The 20,974-nt window shown below is 37.4% G+C and carries 20 protein-coding genes; 7 read left to right on the top strand and 13 right to left on the bottom strand.

Annotated features, from left to right (window positions below; all coding sequences use genetic code 11):
* The first annotated feature begins 63 nt into the window (after nt 1-63).
* On the top strand, nt 64-969 hold the full coding sequence (locus AC3EA5_RS14530; RefSeq protein ID WP_488608996.1) for a glycerophosphodiester phosphodiesterase family protein: 906 nt from the start codon (nt 64-66) through the stop codon (nt 967-969).
* Between the two features lie 473 nt (nt 970-1,442).
* On the opposite strand, the gene AC3EA5_RS14525 is transcribed toward AC3EA5_RS14530, so the two are convergent.
* Nucleotides 1,443-1,892, bottom strand: a complete 450-nt coding sequence (locus AC3EA5_RS14525; RefSeq protein WP_488608995.1) for a YlbF/YmcA family competence regulator — start codon at nt 1,890-1,892, stop codon at nt 1,443-1,445.
* A gap of 57 nt (nt 1,893-1,949) precedes the next feature.
* Between AC3EA5_RS14525 and AC3EA5_RS14520 the strand changes: the two genes are divergently transcribed.
* Entirely contained in the window at nt 1,950-2,159 is a 210-nt protein-coding gene (locus tag AC3EA5_RS14520; protein ID WP_488608994.1) for a hypothetical protein, read from the top strand.
* Nucleotides 2,156-2,641 (top strand): PaaI family thioesterase, encoded by a 486-nt coding sequence (locus AC3EA5_RS14515; RefSeq protein ID WP_394187264.1) that lies wholly within the window; start codon nt 2,156-2,158, stop codon nt 2,639-2,641. Before AC3EA5_RS14520 ends, AC3EA5_RS14515 begins: the two co-directional genes overlap by 4 nt.
* Here AC3EA5_RS14515 and AC3EA5_RS14510 read toward each other — a convergent pair.
* Complete coding sequence (locus tag AC3EA5_RS14510) at nt 2,597-4,066, bottom strand: UDP-N-acetylmuramoyl-L-alanyl-D-glutamate--2,6-diaminopimelate ligase (RefSeq protein ID WP_488608993.1); 1,470 nt, start codon at nt 4,064-4,066, stop codon at nt 2,597-2,599. The genes AC3EA5_RS14515 and AC3EA5_RS14510 overlap by 45 nt on opposite strands.
* A 110-nt stretch (nt 4,067-4,176) precedes the next feature.
* Between AC3EA5_RS14510 and AC3EA5_RS14505 the strand changes: the two genes are divergently transcribed.
* Nucleotides 4,177-4,905 (top strand): amino acid kinase family protein, encoded by a 729-nt coding sequence (locus AC3EA5_RS14505; protein ID WP_488608992.1) that lies wholly within the window; start codon nt 4,177-4,179, stop codon nt 4,903-4,905.
* Between the two features lie 12 nt (nt 4,906-4,917).
* Here AC3EA5_RS14505 and AC3EA5_RS14500 read toward each other — a convergent pair whose 3' ends face one another.
* A complete protein-coding gene (locus tag AC3EA5_RS14500) occupies nt 4,918-6,006 on the bottom strand; it encodes a CAP domain-containing protein (RefSeq protein ID WP_488608991.1) in 1,089 nt (362 codons plus the stop codon).
* A 150-nt stretch (nt 6,007-6,156) separates the two neighbouring features.
* Here AC3EA5_RS14500 and AC3EA5_RS14495 point away from each other — a divergent pair, with 150 nt between their 5' ends.
* Together AC3EA5_RS14495 and ytvI are read left to right on the top strand one after the other, a co-directional pair.
* Entirely contained in the window at nt 6,157-6,522 is a 366-nt protein-coding gene (locus tag AC3EA5_RS14495; RefSeq protein ID WP_488608990.1) for a YugN family protein, read from the top strand.
* Nucleotides 6,523-6,624: 102 nt separating this feature from the next.
* Nucleotides 6,625-7,683: a sporulation integral membrane protein YtvI gene (ytvI, locus tag AC3EA5_RS14490; protein WP_488608989.1), complete on the top strand. Its 1,059-nt coding sequence runs from the start codon at nt 6,625-6,627 to the stop codon at nt 7,681-7,683.
* 328 nt (nt 7,684-8,011) lie between these two features.
* Here ytvI and AC3EA5_RS14485 read toward each other — a convergent pair whose 3' ends face one another.
* The 7 genes from AC3EA5_RS14485 to cyoE all read right to left on the bottom strand — a co-directional run bounded on the left by AC3EA5_RS14485 (nt 8,012) and on the right by cyoE (nt 14,529).
* Nucleotides 8,012-8,473, bottom strand: a complete 462-nt coding sequence (locus tag AC3EA5_RS14485; RefSeq protein ID WP_488608988.1) for a DUF420 domain-containing protein — start codon at nt 8,471-8,473, stop codon at nt 8,012-8,014.
* A 36-nt stretch (nt 8,474-8,509) separates the two neighbouring features.
* On the bottom strand, nt 8,510-9,424 hold the full coding sequence (ctaG, locus tag AC3EA5_RS14480; protein WP_488609073.1) for a cytochrome c oxidase assembly factor CtaG: 915 nt from the start codon (nt 9,422-9,424) through the stop codon (nt 8,510-8,512).
* 138 nt (nt 9,425-9,562) lie between these two features.
* A complete protein-coding gene (gene ctaF, locus AC3EA5_RS14475; protein ID WP_488608987.1) occupies nt 9,563-9,895 on the bottom strand; it encodes a cytochrome c oxidase subunit IVB in 333 nt (110 codons plus the stop codon).
* 1 nt (nt 9,896) lies between these two features.
* Nucleotides 9,897-10,523: a cytochrome (ubi)quinol oxidase subunit III gene (locus tag AC3EA5_RS14470; RefSeq protein WP_488608986.1), complete on the bottom strand. Its 627-nt coding sequence runs from the start codon at nt 10,521-10,523 to the stop codon at nt 9,897-9,899.
* Nucleotides 10,523-12,388, bottom strand: coding sequence for a cytochrome c oxidase subunit I (gene ctaD / locus AC3EA5_RS14465; RefSeq protein WP_488608985.1), 1,866 nt, complete (start codon nt 12,386-12,388; stop codon nt 10,523-10,525). The genes AC3EA5_RS14470 and ctaD overlap by 1 nt, the downstream gene beginning before the upstream one ends.
* Before the next feature lie 33 nt (nt 12,389-12,421).
* Nucleotides 12,422-13,516: a cytochrome c oxidase subunit II gene (coxB, locus tag AC3EA5_RS14460; protein WP_488608984.1), complete on the bottom strand. Its 1,095-nt coding sequence runs from the start codon at nt 13,514-13,516 to the stop codon at nt 12,422-12,424.
* A gap of 95 nt (nt 13,517-13,611) precedes the next feature.
* On the bottom strand, nt 13,612-14,529 hold the full coding sequence (cyoE, locus tag AC3EA5_RS14455; RefSeq protein WP_488608983.1) for a heme o synthase: 918 nt from the start codon (nt 14,527-14,529) through the stop codon (nt 13,612-13,614).
* 343 nt (nt 14,530-14,872) lie between these two features.
* On the opposite strand from cyoE, the gene AC3EA5_RS14450 reads away from it, so the two are divergent.
* Entirely contained in the window at nt 14,873-15,790 is a 918-nt protein-coding gene (locus AC3EA5_RS14450; protein WP_488608982.1) for a COX15/CtaA family protein, read from the top strand.
* Nucleotides 15,791-15,897: 107 nt separating this feature from the next.
* Here the strand turns inward: AC3EA5_RS14450 and pyc are convergent, their stop codons facing one another.
* The 3 genes from pyc to AC3EA5_RS14435 form a co-directional block, all read right to left on the bottom strand.
* A complete protein-coding gene (pyc, locus tag AC3EA5_RS14445; protein ID WP_488608981.1) occupies nt 15,898-19,338 on the bottom strand; it encodes a pyruvate carboxylase in 3,441 nt (1,146 codons plus the stop codon).
* Nucleotides 19,339-19,353: 15 nt separating this feature from the next.
* Nucleotides 19,354-20,517, bottom strand: a complete 1,164-nt coding sequence (locus AC3EA5_RS14440; protein ID WP_488608980.1) for an FtsW/RodA/SpoVE family cell cycle protein — start codon at nt 20,515-20,517, stop codon at nt 19,354-19,356.
* A gap of 67 nt (nt 20,518-20,584) precedes the next feature.
* The gene (locus AC3EA5_RS14435; protein ID WP_394187249.1) at nt 20,585-20,866 is read right to left on the bottom strand and encodes an Fpa/YlaN family protein; all 282 of its coding nucleotides are present in this window, start codon (nt 20,864-20,866) and stop codon (nt 20,585-20,587) included.
* Between the last annotated feature and the right edge of the window lie 108 nt (nt 20,867-20,974).

The raw sequence follows: 20,974 nt of genomic DNA, 5'->3' as shown, positions 1-20,974 counted from the left end.
CTTACAGTTTTATATTCAATCCGTTATAATAGAAAGAAGCACGTTTTTGAGGAGGAAATAGACATGGGAAAGAAAACAAAGGTAGCAATTGCAATCGCTGCTGCTGGTGCAGCTGCATGGGCAGGCTCTAAGGCCATTTCAAAGCCTCAAAAAAGAGAAGACAAACAAGCTCTTCAATATGATTCACCCATTATTCTTGCCCATAGAGGTGGTTCACTAATCGCTCCTGAAAATACGATGGTTGCTTTTAAAAATGCAGCTGAGTTAGGTGTACATGGATTTGAAATAGATATTCGTCTAACTAAAGATGAAGAAATTATTGTTTTTCACGATGAATATGTTGATCGGACAACTGATGGTGCAGGTCGGGTTGCTGATATGACTTTAGATGAACTTAAACTTTTAGATTTTGGTTATCATTTTTTAAATGAAGAACAAGAATATACGTATCGAGGTCAAGGAGAAAGTGTTACAACATTAAGAGAATTATTTGAGCAATTCCCTCAAATGCTAATTAATATCGATATGAAAGATTCGCCTGAAACATATGAAGGTAGTTTAATCCCTTCTAAGTTATGGAGACTAATTGAAGAAATGGGTGCACAGCATCGGGTTGTCGTAACGAGTTTCTTTGATGAACAAATCGATCGTTTTAATCTATATGCTCAAAATAATGTTGCTCTAGGTGCAGGCGAAAATGAAGTCCGTAAAGCTTACTCAGCCTACACAAGTCAATTTGGACACCTTTATCACCCACGAACAGATGTGATGCAGATTCCGGTTAAATCAGGCGTATTTCCTTTAGACGGAGCTGGATTTATCCATTTCCTTTCAAAATTGAATGTTCCGGTACACTATTGGACAATCAATGATAAAGAAACGATGGAAAGATTACTAGTTGCCGGTGCAAAAGGGATTATAACTGACCGCCCTGACATCGCTGTTCAATTATTAGCTGATAAATCTTAAGAATTTCATGTTAATAGCATTTTAATTCGTAAAGAAAAAGCTTGCACCTTTTTGGGTGCAAGCTTTCAGATTGTTGACAAACGGACACTAATTTATATAGCATAATAAAATTTGAATATATAACTTTTGCACTTTATTGAAAAAGAAGGTGGTCCGCTATTTCTTTCGCTTTCCGCGGACGAAACGCTAGCCTCCTCGACTCATCTGTCTTTGACAGCTGAGTCTGTGGTCTAGCGTGTTTCGTTTTTCCGCAGGAGTCTTCAGAAATAACTGACCACTTTCCAACTACAGTAGATTGGAATGGAGGCGGCGACTCCTGCGGAATCAGCAAGAACTGAAGACCCTGGACTGAGCAACGCGAGGGAAGCGGCTGAAGTCTTGCCCGCGGAAAGCGTCCGCCACAATGTAAATCAACATTTATTTGTCTACAAACTGAAAGCTTGCACCTTTTCAGGTGCAAGCTTTGTTTTCTGCTATGCCGAACATCCGCATGAACCACCAGTTCCGCAACTACCCGTGCTACATGAGCTTTCACTAGCGAAAAAGGGATTGCTAACTGGAACCTTTACAGATTCAGAAACGGTTTTACCTATAAGTAAGCTGACCTCATCTAACAAATCTTGCAATTCGTTTTCAGCTAATTTTAATGTTGCTACACGGTCATTCATATCAAGTTCTCTTTTTTGAACACGAATTGATTTCATAACCGTTGAATAATCTGGATGATACTTCCCGAAGCGTTGAACATCTTCATAATGTTCTTTCAAACGAGTAAAAGAAGTTATTTGTCTTGCTAATAATTCATCAGTATACACGGCAAAATATGCTTCTTTATATCGTGTTGCTTGTTCAGAGGATAAAATCATTTGCGCTAAATCATCAGCATCATCCATGATATTTGCCCATTCAGATGTAATCATCATCGGACATCCCTCCAATCTTTCTATATCATAACAGATAGTTTCCAAAGAGTGAACGAGATGCTTTTTAATTTAAGACTAAATTTACTTTTATTGTTAATAAAATCTCAAATAAACAATACTTCTGAGGCTCATGAATCCTGTGACTCTTCAACCGCCCCCCTCACTGTGGATGGTCAAAACGATACCCTTTCCACGCTAGAAATGTTTAGCGGCATCACAACAGCAACAACACATATTAGAGCTTACTTCAAAGGAGAATTAGAATGAAACAAGAACTAACAAATAGATTTAACAAAATACTAAATGAGGCATCCGATCAAGATTTGCATATACTTGATCAACTAATGGAAGGTCTACAACGTAAACAAAATGAAGAGACCTCCACTTACCTGTCGAGTAGTTTATTACTTGAACGAACAGTTACGGATACGAGTTGTACAGTGACCATACCAATAACTCCATACATTTATAATTCTTTAGGGATACCTCATGGTGGAATTTTAGCAGGAATCATGGATACAGCAATGGGGATATTGGCAAATCAATCATTAACAGAAGGATTTGCTGCTGTGACGACTAATTTATCGATTAATTATTTATCGATCGGCACAGGTGACCAAATTCACGCGACAGCTCAGTATGCACACAAAGGAAAACGCACAATGGTTATTGAAAGTGTTGTGACAGATAATACTGGCAGAAAGTTAGCAATCGCTACCGGCTCTTTCTTTGTCGTTGCGACGAGCTAAAAACTCTTTAACAATTTGTTCATCTGATAGAGGGATGATGTGTGAGCCAATATGTTGGGTAGTTTCATGCCCCTTTCCTGCAATCAAAACAGTATCTAGTTGATTTGCAAGCTGAAGTGCTTTTTCAATCCCTTTTTTTCGATCCAGTTCTACATGTATGGTTGAGAGGCTGGGAAGATCTTTAATGATATCGTGACAAATGTCAATGGGGTTTTCTGAACGAGGATTATCAGATGTGACAATCACCTTATCGGCATACATGCTTGCAATCTTCCCCATTTCTGGCCTTTTCTCATGATCTCTATCCCCACCGCAACCGAAGACCAAAACTAATCGCCCTTTGACAATGTCACGTAATGATTCTAGGACTTGTTGAAGGGCTTCAGGTGTATGTGCGTAATCTATAAATACTTCACAATAATCCCCTTCTACCATTTGCAACCTTCCCATTGGTAACGACAAGTAAGATAAAAATGGTTTCAACTGATTAGCAGAAAATCCAATTTGGTTAAGAGTCATTAGTGCTGCAGTTAAATTGTCTACATTGAATGTACCCGTAAATTGAATAGGGATAATTGTACGATCTCCTTTTAATCTAATCAACATTTGGTTGGACTTCATTTCCACAAGTTCGATTTGCCCCCGATTAAACCAATCCACCGGTTTATTAATTTTCTTTACATGTTCATTCCAATACTCATCATCTTCGTTAGCTACAATCTGTTTACATAAGTTTAATAGTTTTCGCTTCGATTTTCCGTACTCTTCAAATCCAGCATGATCCTCTAAATGATCGTGACCCAAATTCAAAAATACACCTTGGTCAATGGAACAGTGATCAAGACGATGTTGCGCTAACCCCATAGATGAAGCTTCCAAAACAACATGTGTTACATGATTGTTCACACAATAAGCTAAAGTTTGATGCAATTCTATAGCTGACCATGTCGTTAAATTCGAATGAAATTCGTGTATCTCTTTCCCGTTAATAAAGAGGCCAAGTGTTCCAATGACAGCTACTTGAACGCCCTGAGAATCTAATAATTGTCCAATCAAATGACTAACTGTTGTCTTTCCGTTGGTACCGGTAACCGCAATAACATGTAACTTTTCACTAGGGTTTCCATAAAATCTTGCACAGGCATGAGATAGAAATGTTTTTGTATTGGGTACAGTTGCAAAAGCGATGGATGGATTTAGAATATCATCTACTTTTTCCTCTGAAATAATGCAAATTGCACCGTTTTGAATCGCTTCATTTATATAAATTCTGCCTTTATCTTTTTTTCCATTAATCGCAACAAATAGATCCCCTTTTTTTATTTTTCGAGAATCGTCCTTTATTCCGTATATGGGTTGTGCAAAAGACCCTTGAATCCAGGTACACGGCCAGTCTTTTAATAAATCTGCAATAAAGCAGGACATACTTCCCCTCCTACACAATAATTACGCACTTGAATACATTACAGTCAAGATACGTTCAGCGTATGTAAGAAAAAGAAAAAGTGTCACCAATTTGATGAGGAGCTGGATAAATGATTGTTCAAAAATTTGGAGGAATCGCGATGCGAGATGAAAAGTCACGAGCAGCATGCATTCAACATATTAAAGATGCCATTCGTCTTCATAATTCTGTCATAGTCGTCGTATCTGCTATGGGCCGAGCTGGTGAACCCTATTCAACGGATTCTTTGATACATTTAAGCGAAGCTTTTAAAAGCGCTCCTGAAGCGCAGGATCTCGCTGCCAGTTGTGGAGAGTTATTAGCTTCATCTGTTTTAGCAGCGGAGTTAATTAAGGAGCAAATCCCCTGTCAATTAGCTTATGGTATCCATTCGGGATTATTTACAGATGACCATTTTGGAAATGCGGCCATTATTAAAACGTCTACACAATACATTGAAGAATTTTTACAACAAGTCCCATGTGTAATTGTGCCAGGTTTTCAAGGTATAACAACGAATCATCGTTTTACGACTTTAGGTAGAGGCGGTAGTGATTTAACTGCTATTCTAATGGCTGTAAACTTTCGAGTGAAAATGGTTGAGTTTTATAAAGACGTACCTGGTGTAATGACAGATGATCCCAAGTTAAATAAGCATGCTTCGATATTAAAAGAAATTTCATATGCAGAATTAGCTTCTCATTGTATAAAAGGTCATCCTATTTTACAAAAAAAAGCAGTGGATTTAGCGACTACTCACCAAATACCACTGCATATTAGACAATTTGGAAGCTCCGAAGATGGAACCATTGTTCGTTAATGAATTTATACATTATCTTTCATTATCCGCTTTTGGCAATTCGCTTATTTCACGCTCAACAAAATTTTGCGTGTAATATTTGCCAAATGCTCCGGATCCTACGTGTGTGAAATCCTCATTTAATAACATTTCTCTATGATCTGGAGAATTTAACCATCCATGCACTACTTCAATGGGATCAAAGTAAAAAGCAGCGATATTTTCTCCAGCAGTTGTAAATGGTATTTCAGCCTCTTTCAATCGATCCTCTAAATCCCCGTAATTAGGTGATTCATGTGAAAAATAGTTTTGAATAGCCATATCTTCACTATGTTTTCGAGCAACCATGCTCAAAGAAAGATCTGGTTCTACCTGACGAATATCATGTCTTAATCTAAATAGATTAGTTAAATCAAACGTTTGTCGTTCATTTGATTCATCAATTTCTTTTTGCTCAGATGTTGATGGCACACTCGGTGCTAAGTAGTCGCCATTATAACTCATCTCATAAGGTTGATGCAACACTAATGTTTTCGGATCCGTAAAACGAATGGCTTCAATTTCCCTGTCCACTTTATCAACATATACTTGAGCATATAAGCCATCAAACTCAACAAGTATGCGATTCATCACATCTTCTTGTCCTAAAGAAAAGGTATAATTATTATCCTCGATAGCGACAGAAATTTCATTCTGAATAATCGTAAACCGATATACCTCTTCCACTGACTGTTGTATTTGAAAAGGTGCAGCATCTAATTTGTTTCCAGCAATATAAATTTGATTTATGATATCTTTATTGACGCCAACCATCATAAATAAGGATGGAGATTCGTTATAAATCCACCATGAATATCCGAATGCAGACGCTTCAATACGATTGGGACCTCCGAACTGTGAAATAAGCCCAGAAGTATCCTGACCAATTAAGGTAGATAAACCACTCGCTGGTCTTGCAATTGAATTTGTTCCATTTGGAGGCTGCAAGTTAGGTTGTGGAATCGCTTGCCCACTTGAATTTGGGGCTTCTAAAACGTCGTTTTCTTTCACGGATTGGTCTGAATAGAAAAATAAGGTCAACATTATGGCCATTAATATAAGAACTCGAACCAATACCTTCAAATCGAAAACTCCTTTATTCTTGGAGAGATGAGTCTATTATATCAGTGAAAAGTGTTTAGACACAATGTTGTCATTGCAACAAACCGTAATTTCAACTATTATAAAATGGAACGCTTCATAGGTATAATGCATTTAAAGGAGGACGAATCTATGTATTTTGAAAATACTGGTCTTGAAAATACAGCAGCTGATTTAGAATTGCTGGATGAAATCATGTTAAAGCACGGATTGGTTCGTGAAGGTCAATGGGATTACGAACGTGTAACGTATGACAAGAAATATGAAATTAAAGAAGGTACTTTTTATCTTCGTATATTTGGTTTCACACCAGAAGGCGATATTGGATCACATGATGCAATCATCACTTTAATGAAACCAGTTGTAGGAAAGCATTACTATCCACACGGTGTAGAATATGGGGACCAAGAAGTCTTTCCTGCTCACTTAGTGAAATCATGCCAACAAACTTTAGCAGCTGTTAGAACGGATTTAAACGCTTTTGAAATTCGTGCATAATATAAACGCCTGGAAATAAATTTTCCATGGCGTTTTTTTCATCTGTTCAAAGTTCTTTTTCTTGTCTATACTTATAAGAACAGTGGAAAAGAGGTGTATTCATTGCCCAAATGGCTGACAAAAAAGGTTCTCATACTTGCTCTACTAGCTTTACTTGCTATTTTATTTATTACCTTTGTGTTACCCATTTCAATTCCAATTATTCTCGCTCTGATTACGGCATTTCTCTTAGAACCGATCGTTAAGTGGAGCAAATTCAAATTTTCTTGGAAGCGAAAAACAAGTGTCATTACAGTCTTTATTCTTTTTTTATTGGTTATTTCAGGGGTTTTATACTTCACGATTACCCAAATCATTGGTCAAATTATTCAACTTTCCAAAATTGCTCCAGACTACTTCAACACGCTTTCCCTCTCCTGGATGAATGTTCAAAGTAAACTTGTTAGTTTTACACAAGGAATGCCAACTGAAGTGATTGAATCAATTAATCAAGAGTTGAAAACATTTTTCAGTAGTGCTCAAAAAGCGGTTCTTGGAATCATAGACTCAGACAGCATCAGTGGGTTATTAACTGAAATCCCTAATTTTTTAGTGAGTTTTATCGTGTACATAATCACTTTATTCTTATTTATGCTTGATTTAACTGATTTAAAAAAGATGGTGTTTCGTCATTTAACTCCTTCGAGCGCAGAAAAAGTTCGATTTATGACGTCCCGGTTAAACTCCGTCATCTTTGGATTTATGAAAGCTCAGTTTTTAGCTAGTCTATTTATATTAGTAGCTAGTTTCATTGGCTTATTAATTATAGCTCCTGAATACGCACTGGTAATGTCTATCGTTATCTGGATTATCGACATCATTCCAATACTTGGTTCGATCGCTATTGTTGGTCCATGGTCTCTTTATCAATTTATAACTGGCGATATTGCCTTAGGAACAAAGCTCGCAATATTAGCTCTAGTATTATTAATCATACGAAGAGCTGTGGAACCAAAGTTAATGGGTTCTCAAATTGGGTTATCTCCTCTTGCAACTTTAATTGCCATGTTCATAGGTTTACAAATCTTTGGATTCCTAGGGTTAATAATCGGACCATTCGTTGTCATCATTTTCACAACTGCTAAAGAAGCAGGAATCGTGCGGACGAACTTTAAATTATAAGACTTAGTAAAATAAAAGTTTTAAGTAGTATTTTCGGTGATATGACAATCTAAATAAAATGCGTGTCCACCCCCTTAAAATGACCGTCTTACCTGCCCTTGTTCGTGAAGAAGCTAGGTATGTCACGATTAGGGTTGGACACGCATTTTCAATTTAATGTTCATTAATCGCCACTTTTTTTGACTAATCGTTGGTTCTTTCTTCCGAAAGCGTAGCGTCAGTATAATGGAAATCCCTAACTATTAGAACAACCTTTACAACTTCAAACAACCCAGCCATATGATAGAAAAAAACGCCAACGATCGAAATTCATCGTTGGCGTTACTTATTAAAATCCTAATATCGCTTTAATAACTGAGGTTGTTTCTCCACCTTGATAAATGACATAAAGTAACGAATAAACGGCTACTCCTGTGATTGCAGTGAAAAACCAAATAATACTTGTAATGGGTCCTAGTTTACGATGGATTTTCAAGTTGTTCTTATATCCAGTTAGCAAAGTACTAATGCCAAAGACAGCACCCGTTGTTGCTAAGAAAATATGAAAAACTAGAAAGATTGTGTAGTAAATTTTATATTCTTCTGGTCCACCAAATGCTGTGTTTCCAACAAAAATTGTTCGAGAAACATAAATGATAAAGAACAAAATGGCTGAAATTGCTGCGGCAAACATTGTTTTTTTATGAGCTTCTATCTTTTTTTGTTTTATCAATGTCCAGCCAATCGCTACAAGCACCGCACTTAAAACAATAAAGAAAGTACTGATTGTTGGTAATAATGGTAAGTCCATGGCGAATTCTCCTATCATCGATCGAAATTAGTTTTATTACTGATGCGACGCAATTGCTTGTCGATCTTCTAAAGCTTTTTGAGTTATTTCGTCCGCATTATCTTGCTCTGATTTATACCATTGGAAGAAAATCATAGCCAAAAAGACTCCATAAATGACCTCTTGAATAATCTTCATAATGACGCCACCAAGTTGTTGATCCTCAACTACTGGCATATTTGTAAATAACTCAGGTCCTGATAAATTTAAAGTAGATAAAGTTGAAGCCGGTACACATAACTCCATTGCCTTCAACCATGCCTCACCATTTGAATAAGTCGAATACATAGGATTTGTAGCAAAGATAATTAGCGCGCATGCAGGAGTAATTAGAATAGCACTCCCAATGATATAGCCAATTTTCTTCAAGCCATGAACTTGATTTTCGCCTTCTAATTTATTGACAATCGGCCACCATAAAAATAAAGCCGATAAAAATAATATAAACGTCACTAAACTATGCAACCATTCATGTAATTTGATGGTATCCAATACAACAGGTAAATGGTAAACAGAAAAGAATGCACTAAAAACAAGTAATGCCAGAATTGGTTTTGTGAAAAAACGGAACACTGCTTTAAAAACTTTTACAGATAAAAATTTTCTCCACATCCATGGTGGTATTCCCGAAATGAATAATGCTGGTATTAACATCAACAATAAAGCCATTTGAACCATATGGACTGAAAATAAAATATGACCAAGTAAGTCTACTGGTGACCCTTTGACAACATAAAAGAGAATAAGCGCACTAACAAAAGCAATTGCTTCCTTTATCTTTAATGGTTGACTTCCTTCAAAACGGTTTCGCCATTTTATTGTAAAGAGAAAATAGACTCCAATGATCAAGAGTGTAAAAACTAGTAAATAGGGACTCCATAATGCTTGAAATCCGAATATATTTAAAGGCATCATATTGATCGCTCCTTTTTGTCAATACCTCTATTATATGTCTCTACATTAAGAACTTCAATGAACGAACTATGACAATCCTCAAAACAAAAAAAAGAGTGAAGAAAGATTTCTCTTTCCTCACTCTACTTTTTCATCTTACCACCAAACAATTGTTAGGAATGTAAGAACTGTAATCGCTGCTATTAAAGCACCTGAATACAAGAATAATGCAGCTGTTTCATGTCCTTTATGGCTCATATGCATAAAGTAGTAAAGTTGTAAAACCACTTGGATTGCAGCTAGTAGCAAAATGAACGGGATAACTAAGTAAGCCGAAAATCCTGCTAAAACCATTGTAAAAGCGATTAAAGTTAAGAAAATCATAATCGCAAACGTTGTCACTTGACCACGCATCTCATTTGCTGCACGACGACGTGCATATTCAAATTCGATATTAGATTTTACGTGTGTGTGTACATCATGTGCCATCTTAACCAATCACTCCCATCAAGTATACTACCGTAAAGATGAATACCCATACGACGTCAATAAAGTGCCAGTATAAAGATGCAACATAAAACTTAGGTGCATTATAAAGATTAAAACCACGTTTAGAATTACGAAGCATTAATAGTGTAATCCATCCAAGACCAATCAATACATGAAGTCCGTGAGTTCCTACTAAAGTAAAGAACGCCGAACTAAAAGCACTTTGATTGTAAGTAAATCCTAAATGTACATAGTGATAAAACTCGTAAATTTCAAATCCTAGGAAAGCTGCCCCTAAAAGAACGGTAACAACTAACCAAGCTTGCATCGCTTTGAAATTATAGTTTTTCATATGGTACATCGCATAAACACTTGTTAATGATGAAGTTAAAAGTAACATCGTCATGATGAATACTAAAGGTAACTCAAATAATTCTTGAGTTGTAAATTCCATTCCACTTGGACCACGATTTTTAAGTGCTAAATACGTAGCAAATAGACTTGCGAATAAAACAGTTTCACCGCCAAGGAACAACCAGAAACCTAGAAATTTATTTTTACCTTCTAGCGTTGCACTTTCCGGATGGTCAGGCCATGAATGGGGCGTGTACTTAGTATTTAAGTCCATTAGTGTTTACCCCCTTTTTCATTCAATAAATCTTCTTTGTGAATATGGTATCCAAGATCATCTTTCAATGAACGTGTTGCCATTGCTGCAAATGTAATGATTAATCCCAATCCTAAAACTGGAATTGCCCATGGTTGTTCACCATTATACAAGGCACCAAAAGCACCTACGAATAAACCGAATGACATAATGAAAGGAATAATCGAATTGTTTGGCATATGAATATCACCGATTGGTTCAGCATATGTCATTCCTTCTACATTTCCTTCTTGTTTCTCAATCCAGAAAGTATCTAACCCACGTACTAAAGGAATTTGTTTAAAGTTATAGAACGGTACTGGTTGTGGAATCGCCCACTCTAACGTACGTCCGTCACCCCAAGGGTCGCGACCAACTGGTACGTTCTTAGCAATTGTCATAACAATATTCACAACAAGAACAATTACACCAGCCGCCATTAATACAGCACCTGAAGAACTAATTGCATTGAATAGATCCCAACCTTGATCTGCTCCGTAAGTGAATACACGACGTGGCATACCAAGAAGACCTAAGAAATGTTGAATAAAGAAAGTTAAATGGAATCCTAAGAAGAATAACCAGAACGTAATTTTACCCATCGCTTCATTTAACATTGTGTTAAACATTAACGGCCAGTAGTAATGTAATCCTGCTAATAAACCTAATACTACCCCACCAACAATAACGTAGTGGAAATGCGCTACGATGAAGTAAGAATCATGTAGTTGGTAATCTAGAGGTGCTGATGCTTGCATAACACCCGTTACACCACCTGCTACGAACGATGGAATAAATCCAACCGCATATAACATTGGTGTTGTGAATTTGATACTTCCTCCCCACATTGTGAGAAGCCAGTTAAAGATTTTAACCCCGGTTGGAACAGCAATAGCCATCGTTGCTACAGCGAAAATAGCATTAGCAGTTGCACCCATACCTGTTGTAAACATATGGTGAGCCCAAACCATGAATCCTAAGAAACCGATTAACACAGTTGCAAAGACCATCGCTGAGTAACCAAATAGACGTTTACGTGAGAAAGTTGAAAAGATTTCCGAGAAAATACCAAATGCTGGTAGAATCAGAATGTATACTTCAGGGTGACCAAATATCCAGAATAAATGCTCCCAAATAATTGTGTTACCACCCATGGTATGGTCGAAGAAATTAGCTCCAAACATACGGTCAAAAATCATTAAGAATAGACCAACTGTAAGTGGAGGGAATGCGAATAATATTAACGCTGATGCTACAAATGTAGTCCACGTAAATAGCGGCATACGCATATATGTCATACCTGGTGCACGCATGTTAATAATCGTTACAAGGAAGTTAATCCCCGCTATTAACGTACCACCACCCGATATTTGAAGACCTAATGCATAGAAATCTATACCATGGCCAGGTGAAGAAATAGCTAATGATGCATATGAAGTCCATCCTGCATCAGGAGCTCCACCTAAGAACCACGATAAGTTTAAGAAAATTCCTCCAAAGAAGAACATCCAAAAACCTAATGAGTTTAAGAACGGGAAAGCAACGTCACGCGCACCAATTTGCAAAGGAACCGCAGCATTCATGAAACCAAATAATAATGGCATTGCTGCAAGGAAAATCATGGTCGTTCCATGCATGGTGATAATTTCGTTAAATAATCCAGCAGCTACAAAATCGTTATCCGGTTTCATAAGCTGTATACGAATAAGCATAGCCTCAATACCACCAACGATGAAGAAAAATCCGCCGGTAATGAGGTAAAGGATGGCAATTTTCTTATGGTCAACTGTTGTTAAATAGTCCCACAATGTAGCGCCAAAGCCTTTTTTCTGTGCGATTGAACTCACAACTTTAACCTCCTTCAAGTCATTCTGTGAAGATTACTCTTCAACAGATAATCCCATTAAATATTCTGTAAGAGCTGTAAGCTCTTGATCTGTAAGTTTTTTACCGTTTCTACCTGGTAAATCTTCAGGTTGTGGCATTCTGTTACCTGGTTTGTATTCTTGTGGATCTTTAATCCACGCTTTAATATTTTCTTCGTTATGCTCTAGGAAACCAGCAACTCGGTTACGATCACCAAATGTTGCTAAGTTAGGTCCAACGCCACCAGTACTTCCTGCACCAGAAACTGCGTGACAAGAGATACAGCTTTGTTCAAATATTTCTTGACCTTCTTGTGCAACTGCTGATTCAGGAGCTGCTTGTTCAGCTGATGCCTTCATGTCTTCTACCCACGCATTAAAGTCTTCACGTTCTAAAGTTTTCACTTTAAAGTCCATTAAAGCATGTGAAGGTCCACAAAGTTCAGCACATTTCCCATAAAACACACCATCTTCAAGAGAATCTGAAGGATTGTCGAAGTCTAGGAAGAATGTGTTGATACCATCAACGTTAGTATCCAATTTACCACCAGCTGCTGGAATCCAGAATGAGTGTTTTACGTCAGCGGCTTTTAAATTGAAATAAACTTTTTCTCCTGTAGGAACGACTAGTTCTTGCGCAGTAACAATTCCTAAATCAGGATATTCAAATTCCCACCAATAAAGATTCGCTTCAACATTCACAGTCACAGCTGTTTTGTTCCCGTTTTCATCTTTTTTGTCCATACCTTTTGTATCAGCTAATTCATATGTAGCGATGACAGTGGGAACAGTCAAAATTAGTAATAAAATAATCGGAACTGTTGTCCAAATAATTTCAAGTGTGTGATTTCCTTCAACTTGTTTAGGAATGAAATCTTCTCCAAGTTTAGAACGACGGAACTTCATAATTGCAATGATATAAACGATCATAACAACGATGATAACTAAAACCATTATTGCAGTTGATAGAATCATCAAATTTAATTGATCTCTACCGACTTGTCCAGCAGGTGTAAGTGTCGACAAATGCTCATCACCACATCCAGCTAAGAAAATCATTAGAGCTGTCAGCATTGAAAAGAGACGCCACTTTTTGAGCCCTTTCATCATAGCTTAATCAAACCCCTCTTTCGTAGTTGTATTCTTGTGTTTTGGGACTTCGGTTCAGTTCTATTTAAATTCTTTTAGATAAAAGAATTTAAATTTCAACTGAAAATCGAGAAAATGATCATTGATACAAATAGGATCGTCATGTAATTTAACGAGTAAATAAACATGCCATTTGCCCATTTTAAATCATCTTCCGCTTTAAAGCCTTTTATTGCAAGTACGAGCCACCCCACATTTAAAGCAGTAGCTAAAATCAAGAACCATGTTCCGAGCTCCATTAGTAAAAACGGGAGCGGGAACAAGATAAGCACCCATACCAACATCGATTTCTTAGTACGTGCAAAACCCTTTACCACAGGAAGCATTGGAATGCCTGCTGCTCGGTATTCTTCTGTCCGTTTCATTGCTAGAGCGTAAAAATGTGGGGGTTGCCATGCAAACATAATGAGGAATAGCGCTAAAGCTCCCCAACCAAGTGCTGGTTCAACAGCTGCCCAACCAATAACAGGTGGGATGGCTCCTGAGATACTACCAACAATTGTATTGCTTACATGCTTTCTTTTGGACCACATAGTGTACAAAACAACGTAGCTGATTATTCCAGCTAGTCCCCATACACCGGCAGAAACCGATGCCATAAATAACAAAATTTCGCCAACAACCAAAAAGGACAGAGCAATGGCCAAAACGGGTGCTGGTGAGAAACGACCTGTTACAGTTGGTCTAGATTTTGTTCTCGACATAATTGGATCGATATCACGATCAATGAAGTTATTCATAGCGCCAGAACCCGCAATGATCAATGCTGCCCCGAATAATGTATAGAACATGAGATCCAGTTCATTTAAAAAATGACGATTTGAAAATTGAAATGCTAGCCATAAACCCGTAAATGTTGTCACGAGATTAGAGTTAACAATGCCAATTTTAATTAATGCAAGAAAGTCCTTCACAAACGTTGTTGTTTCAGGATCCGCTTCTGCACTTGCAGTTAACGCGCGACCGTTTGACATGAAACTCCTCCTTTCAAAGTTGTAAGCATATTCCGCTACACTTACTATATCGAAAAACTGTAGTTTTTTCTATACGTAAGTTGAAATTAGCTAGAAATGACGAACATTTTTGCCCATCAATTCGACACAACATCTTTATATTAATCCATTTTGGAAAACCATTTGTGAATGGAAAGGGGCTTTTTTATGAACAATTTGTGAAATGACTTCTTTAAAACCTTTTTTTCCGTCATATACGTTGTTTTTTAGCCTATTCTTAGCTATTATCAAACAAGCAGGTGTCTCTTATATGAAGTGTTATATTCATTTAAGATGATCAGTATAGGCAAAGTAGGTGTCACTCATGCAACAAAGTAAATACCTGAAATGGTTTGCTTTTGCTGCAACAATTGGAATGCTTCTTATCTTACTCGGTGGTGCACTCGTCACCAAAACAGATAGTGGTATGGGTTGTGGCAGACATTGGCCGGGATGTAATGGACAATTAATTCCGGACAAAATAACAACCGAAGTATTAATCGAATTCTCTCACCGCCTGGTAACAGGAGCGGTCGGTATATTAATTCTCATTTTATCAGTTTGGTCATGGCGAGCTCTTGGTCATGTGAGAGAAACAAAGTTTTTAGCATTTCTCGCCATGTTTTTCCTTATATTGCAAGCATTAATTGGTGCTGCTCAAGTTAAGTGGGGGCAAGGTGACTTTATTCTCGCACTACATTTTGGAATTTCACTCATTTCTTTTGCTTCAGTTTTATTACTTACCCTTCTCATTTTTGAAGTAGATCGTAAATTTGATACCGATAAATTACGCATTGGTAAAACGCTAAAATGGAATACGATTGGTGTAGCGCTTTATTCATATGTGGTGGTCTATACAGGTGCACTAGTTAGACATACCGATTCTAGTCTCATTTGTTCGGATTGGCCACTTTGTCGAAATGACCAATTTACCTTACCAACCAATATGTATGAATGGGTTCAAATGGGCCATCGAGCTGCTGCTGCATTAATTTTACTTTGGATTGCAGGAATCGCATGGCATGCATTTAAACATTATAAGGATCAAAAAGTGTTGTATTACGGATGGATTATCGCATTTATCATCGTTACACTTCAAGCAACTACTGGAATGCTCGTCGTCTTAACAAAATTAAATCTGTTCATTGCGCTATTACACTCGCTTTTAATATCTCTTTTATTCGGTTTATTATGCTACATGATTTTATTGTTATCTCGGAGCCGTTCAAAAATATCTAAATAAATAGCACAGCAATCACCTCAATAAGGTGATTGCTGTTTTTTGTTATCCTACTATATTTATATCCATAAAAAAGGTCAGATCCGTAAATACTACGGACCTGACTAATTTTAAGCCTTTTCAATTTCAATCAATAAATCACCTGGAGCAATTGACGTGCCCGCTGATACAAAGATTTCCTTAATCACGCCGTCAAATGGTGCTTGAACAGTTGTTTCCATTTTCATGGCTTCCGTAATCAAAAGATGCTCTCCTCTTTTCACTGATGAACCGTTCGATGCAACGACCTTCAACACAGTTCCCGGCATAGTCGCTCCTATGTGATTAGGATTTGAGTTATCCGCTTTTAAGACTTGAGTGCCTGTTGTTTCAACGTTCATGTCTTGAATGATAATTTCGCGGGGCTGACCATTTAATTCAAAATAAATCACGCGATTGCCATCCGCTTGTGGTTGGCTAATAGAAACCATTTTAATAATTAAGGTCTTTCCTTTTTGAATTTCCACTTCAATTTCTTCGCCTAAACGCATTCCGTATAAAAACGTTGGTGTATCTAAAACTGAAACGTCTCCAAACTTCTTCACCACTTCTGCATATTCTTCGTACACTTTAGGATACAAAGCATAAGCTAAAACTTCGTGGCTATCAACCGGACGATTCAATTTATGGAATAATTCATCTCTCAACGCTCTAAAGTCAACAGGTTCAAGAAGTTCACCTGGTCGAACTGTTATAGCTTCCCGATCTTTCAAAATTACCTTTTGTAACTCTTTAGGGAATCCACCATATGGTTGTCCAATATAGCCTTGGAAAAACTCAATAACAGAGTCAGGGAAATCAATACTCTCCCCACGAACTAATACGGATTTTTCATCCAAATCATTTTGCACCATAAATAAAGCCATGTCTCCCACTACTTTAGATGATGGTGTTACTTTGACCACATCTCCAAACATTAAGTTCACACGAGAGTACATATCCTTTACTTCTTCAAATCGATCGCCAAGACCGACTGCTTTAGCCTGTTGCTGTAAATTACTATATTGACCGCCAGGCATTTCATGAACATAAATCTCCGTATGAGGACTCATCATGCCTGATTCAAAATCTTGATAATATTTTCGAACATCTTCCCAATATTGAGACAATTGTTCCAATGATTTTACATCTACCCTTACTTCTCGTTTGCTACCATTTAAAGCATAAGACAAACTGTTAGCACTCGGTTGAGAAGTCAGTCCAGCCATTGTTCCTAAAGCTGTATCTACAATATCAACACCTGCATCGATTGCACGACCGTACATATAAATACCATTACCGCTTGTATCATGTGTATGCAAATGAATTGGTAAGTTCACAGTATCTTTTAATTCTGAAATTAGACGATAAGCAGCTTCTGGTTTTAAAAGACCTGCCATATCTTTAATCGCTAAAATATGTGCACCAGCTGCTTCTAACTCTTTCGCCATTTCTTTATAATAAGCCACCGTATATTTCGCACGGTTATCATCTAAAATATCCCCTGTATAACAAATGGATGCTTCAGCAATTTTACCAGATTGTCGTGTTGCATCAATCGCAACTTCCATTCCTTTAATCCAGTTTAAGCTATCGAAAATACGGAACACATCGATGCCAGCTTCCGCCGATGATTGTATAAATTCTCGGATAACATTGTCAGGATAATTTTTATATCCGACCGCATTTGCTCCTCGAACAAGCATTTGTAAAAGGACATTTGGTATCATCTCACGCATTTTTATTAAACGATCCCAAGGATTTTCTTTCAAGAAACGGTAGGCTACATCAAAAGTTGCCCCACCCCACATTTCAAAAGAAAAGGCATCATGCATACCTACTGCTGATTGTTCAGCAATCTGATACATATCATGAGAGCGAACGCGCGTAGCAAGAAGCGATTGATGAGCATCCCTAAAAGTAGTGTCCGTTATTAGAACCTCATCTTGTTCTTGAATCCATTTAACTAACCCTTCAGCACCACGTTCATTAAGAATTTGTTTCGTACCCGACAAAGGCGTGGTCGGTCTTACAATTTCCGGCTTTCTTGGAAGAGAGAAAACAGGCTTTGAATCCTTCTCAATTCCCGGGAAACCATTGACCGTCACGTTTCCAATATAGTTTAGAAGTTTAGAACCACGGTCTTTACGTGTTGGGAATAAAAACAATTCTGGAGTTGAGTCAATAAAGCTCGTATCGAATTTTCCTGATAAAAAATGATGATGTTTAACTACATTTTCTAAGAAAGGAATATTCGTTTTAATTCCTCGAATTCTAAATTCTTGTAAGTTACGGTCCATTTTAGCCGCAGCTTCTTTAAAAGTCATACCCCAAGTTGATACTTTTACGAGTAAAGAATCATAGTAAGGCGTTATGACAGCACCTTGGAAACCATTCCCGGCATCTAAACGTACACCAAATCCTCCACCTGAACGGTAAACCATTAGTTTCCCTGTATCAGGCATGAATTGGTTTAAAGGATCCTCCGTCGTTACACGAGATTGGATTGCATAACCGAATAACGGAATATCTTGTTGCGCCGGTATACCAACTTCTTCTTCATGCAAAGAACTACCATCTGCAATATGTATTTGCGTATGCACAATATCAATTCCAGTAACCATCTCTGTAATCGTATGCTCAACTTGAATACGCGGATTAACTTCGATGAAATAAAAATCATCTCCAGCTACTAAAAATTCAACGGTTCCTGCATTTATATAGTGAACATTATTCATTAATTGTACGGCAGCATCACAAATGCGATTTCGAAGGTCAGCACTAATCGAGTTAGATGGAGCGATTTCAACCACTTTTTGGTGTCTGCGTTGGATTGAACAATCACGCTCATATAAATGCACTAAATTCCCTTGTTTGTCGCCTAAAATTTGTACTTCAATGTGTTTTGGTTTTTCAACAAATTTTTCTACATACACTTCATCTGAACCAAAAGCAGCTTTCGCTTCAGATTTCGCACGTTCGTATGCTGACTCTAAGTCTTGTTCAGTTGGAACAATACGCATTCCACGTCCACCGCCTCCAAGAGACGCTTTAATCATAAGAGGATAACCATTCTGGTTACCAAATTCACGTGCTTCCTCTACGGATTTAATAGGACCATCACTACCTGGAATAACAGGGATACCTGCTAAAACTGCTTGTGTTCTTGCTTTGACTTTATCTCCAAACATATCTAAATGTTGCGAGGTAGGTCCGATGAAAATGATTCCTTCTTCTTCACAACGTCTAGCAAAATCAACGTTTTCTGATAAAAAACCATAACCTGGATGAATAGCATCTGAACCGCTATCTTTCGCGATTTTTAAAATACCTTCAATGTCAAGGTAGGCGTCAATAGGTTTCTTCCCATCTCCAACTAAATATGACTCATCTGCTTTATAGCGATGAAATGACCCACTATCTTCTCTTGAATAAATCGATACAGTTCTTAATTTGAGTTCTGTACAAGCACGGAAAATTCGAATCGCAATTTCTCCGCGGTTGGCTACTAAAATTTTTTGAATCGTTTTCAATTGAGATGACACCCCTTAGGTTCGAGTTTTTTCGTATTTGACAAACATGGATACATTTAAAAGTATACCCATAGCTAAAGATAACAAAATAACCGACGTACCGCCATAACTGATAAATGGCAACGGAACTCCTGTTAATGGAATAATTCCGAGTAATCCTCCTAAGTTAATAAAAGTTTGGATGCCTATTATACTCCCAAACCCGGCAGCAATCATACGAGCATGAGGATCTTCAGCACGCAAAGCAATGGTTAGTGCACGAAGTACGATAAATCCTAAACCACCTATTACGATTAACACCCCTATTATTCCTAGCTCTTCCGCAATAATTGCCATAATGAAGTCAGTTTGTGGTTCAGGTAAGTAACCTAATTTTTGAACGGATTGTCCTAAACCTAAGCCCTTCCAACCACCTGCTCCAATCGCATAATAGCCATTCACAACTTGATAACCAAAACCTTGTTCATATTCGAAGGGGTTTAAAAATGCTTCAATTCGTCCTAACCGTTTCTCCGTAATGAATTTATCTCTTAGCAAATATAAAATCGGCATGATGACAGCTAGACCACCAACCATTACAGCACTCATTTTAACGAAAGTACGAATTTTCAATCCACTTGCCGCCATAACAGAAATCGCAGTCAGAAATAAAATCATAGCTGAACCCATATCTACTTCAGTTAACACAAATGCGACAGCTAAAACTAACACCGTTACAGGAGGTGCTATTGACTGATTAAAACTATCGATTGGTCCTTTACTAGCTTTGTTTGCAAACACTCCTGCAAAATACAAAACAATGATTATTTTAGCTAATTCAGACGGTTGAAGATTACCAAATCCTAAATTAATCCAACTTTGAGCTCCACCTGCTGAATACCCAATTAAGTGAACCAAAGCGAGTAAAACAAACATCACGACAAGCATTGTAATCATAATTACTTTTTTCCGGTAATGTTTATAGGGAAAAATCGCTGCTAATAAAAAGACAGGAACTGAAATGATTAAGTTCAATATTTGTTTTTTATAAAAATGATCGGACTCGAAATCATATCTTCTTACTGACCAAGCCATGCTGGCACTGTAGATCATGACTAAACCAAAAAGGCATAGGAAGAGATATGTGAAAAATAGAGGATAATCAAAATTTTTGGCATATCTTTTAAAATAGGGAATCATGTATTGGACCTCTTTTTCTTTTATCTAGCAAAAAAACTCAAACACATGGAGAGTTTGAGTTTTAAACTTATTTTTCTGTATATGCTTCATGCAAAACAGATAATTCTTTTTCTAGTGTAGATAGAAGGCGCTTTCCTTCTTCACGTTCAATAAGCCCTAGTTTAACCGCAAAATCGATTTCTTTGGACAAACCATACATTTGCGTATCTAAGACTTCTTCATAAAGCGGACATTGCGGCATCGTCAAATGGTCCATTTGGACCTTAATGAGTTGTGCTATTTTTTCCGCATCAGCTTTCAACAAAAGATATGCTTTTTCCTGATACGATGTTTGTAATTCTGTATCCATGAGGACGCCCCCATTACCTGTTATATTCTTAATAAAGTGTATCTTTCAAATGCGAAAATTGCAAGTGTTGCCTCTACATCTCTATTGCAAAAAACTTAATTCTTTTTA

It is taken from the genome of Paenisporosarcina sp. (genome assembly GCF_057785155.1).
The sequence above is the reverse complement of the archived record's forward strand: the minus strand, read 5'-3'. Positions and strand labels throughout refer to the sequence as shown.

Coding starts and splice junctions, on each gene's coding strand:
- AC3EA5_RS14530 (WP_488608996.1), top strand. CDS start 64: ATGGGAAAGAAAACAAAGGTAGCAATTGCAATCGCTGCTGCTGGTGCA.
- cyoE (WP_488608983.1), bottom strand. CDS start 14,529: ATGTCAAACGGTCGCGCGTTAACTGCAAGTGCAGAAGCGGATCCTGAA.
- AC3EA5_RS14450 (WP_488608982.1), top strand. CDS start 14,873: ATGCAACAAAGTAAATACCTGAAATGGTTTGCTTTTGCTGCAACAATT.
- ctaG (WP_488609073.1), bottom strand. CDS start 9,424: ATGCCTTTAAATATATTCGGATTTCAAGCATTATGGAGTCCCTATTTA.
- AC3EA5_RS14470 (WP_488608986.1), bottom strand. CDS start 10,523: ATGGACTTAAATACTAAGTACACGCCCCATTCATGGCCTGACCATCCG.
- AC3EA5_RS14495 (WP_488608990.1), top strand. CDS start 6,157: ATGTATTTTGAAAATACTGGTCTTGAAAATACAGCAGCTGATTTAGAA.
- coxB (WP_488608984.1), bottom strand. CDS start 13,516: ATGATGAAAGGGCTCAAAAAGTGGCGTCTCTTTTCAATGCTGACAGCT.
- AC3EA5_RS14510 (WP_488608993.1), bottom strand. CDS start 4,066: ATGTCCTGCTTTATTGCAGATTTATTAAAAGACTGGCCGTGTACCTGG.
- AC3EA5_RS14520 (WP_488608994.1), top strand. CDS start 1,950: ATGCTTTTTAATTTAAGACTAAATTTACTTTTATTGTTAATAAAATCT.
- AC3EA5_RS14525 (WP_488608995.1), bottom strand. CDS start 1,892: ATGATGATTACATCTGAATGGGCAAATATCATGGATGATGCTGATGAT.
- AC3EA5_RS14485 (WP_488608988.1), bottom strand. CDS start 8,473: ATGGACTTACCATTATTACCAACAATCAGTACTTTCTTTATTGTTTTA.
- AC3EA5_RS14440 (WP_488608980.1), bottom strand. CDS start 20,517: ATGATTCCCTATTTTAAAAGATATGCCAAAAATTTTGATTATCCTCTA.
- AC3EA5_RS14515 (WP_394187264.1), top strand. CDS start 2,156: ATGAAACAAGAACTAACAAATAGATTTAACAAAATACTAAATGAGGCA.
- ctaF (WP_488608987.1), bottom strand. CDS start 9,895: ATGGCACATGATGTACACACACACGTAAAATCTAATATCGAATTTGAA.
- AC3EA5_RS14435 (WP_394187249.1), bottom strand. CDS start 20,866: ATGGATACAGAATTACAAACATCGTATCAGGAAAAAGCATATCTTTTG.
- AC3EA5_RS14505 (WP_488608992.1), top strand. CDS start 4,177: ATGATTGTTCAAAAATTTGGAGGAATCGCGATGCGAGATGAAAAGTCA.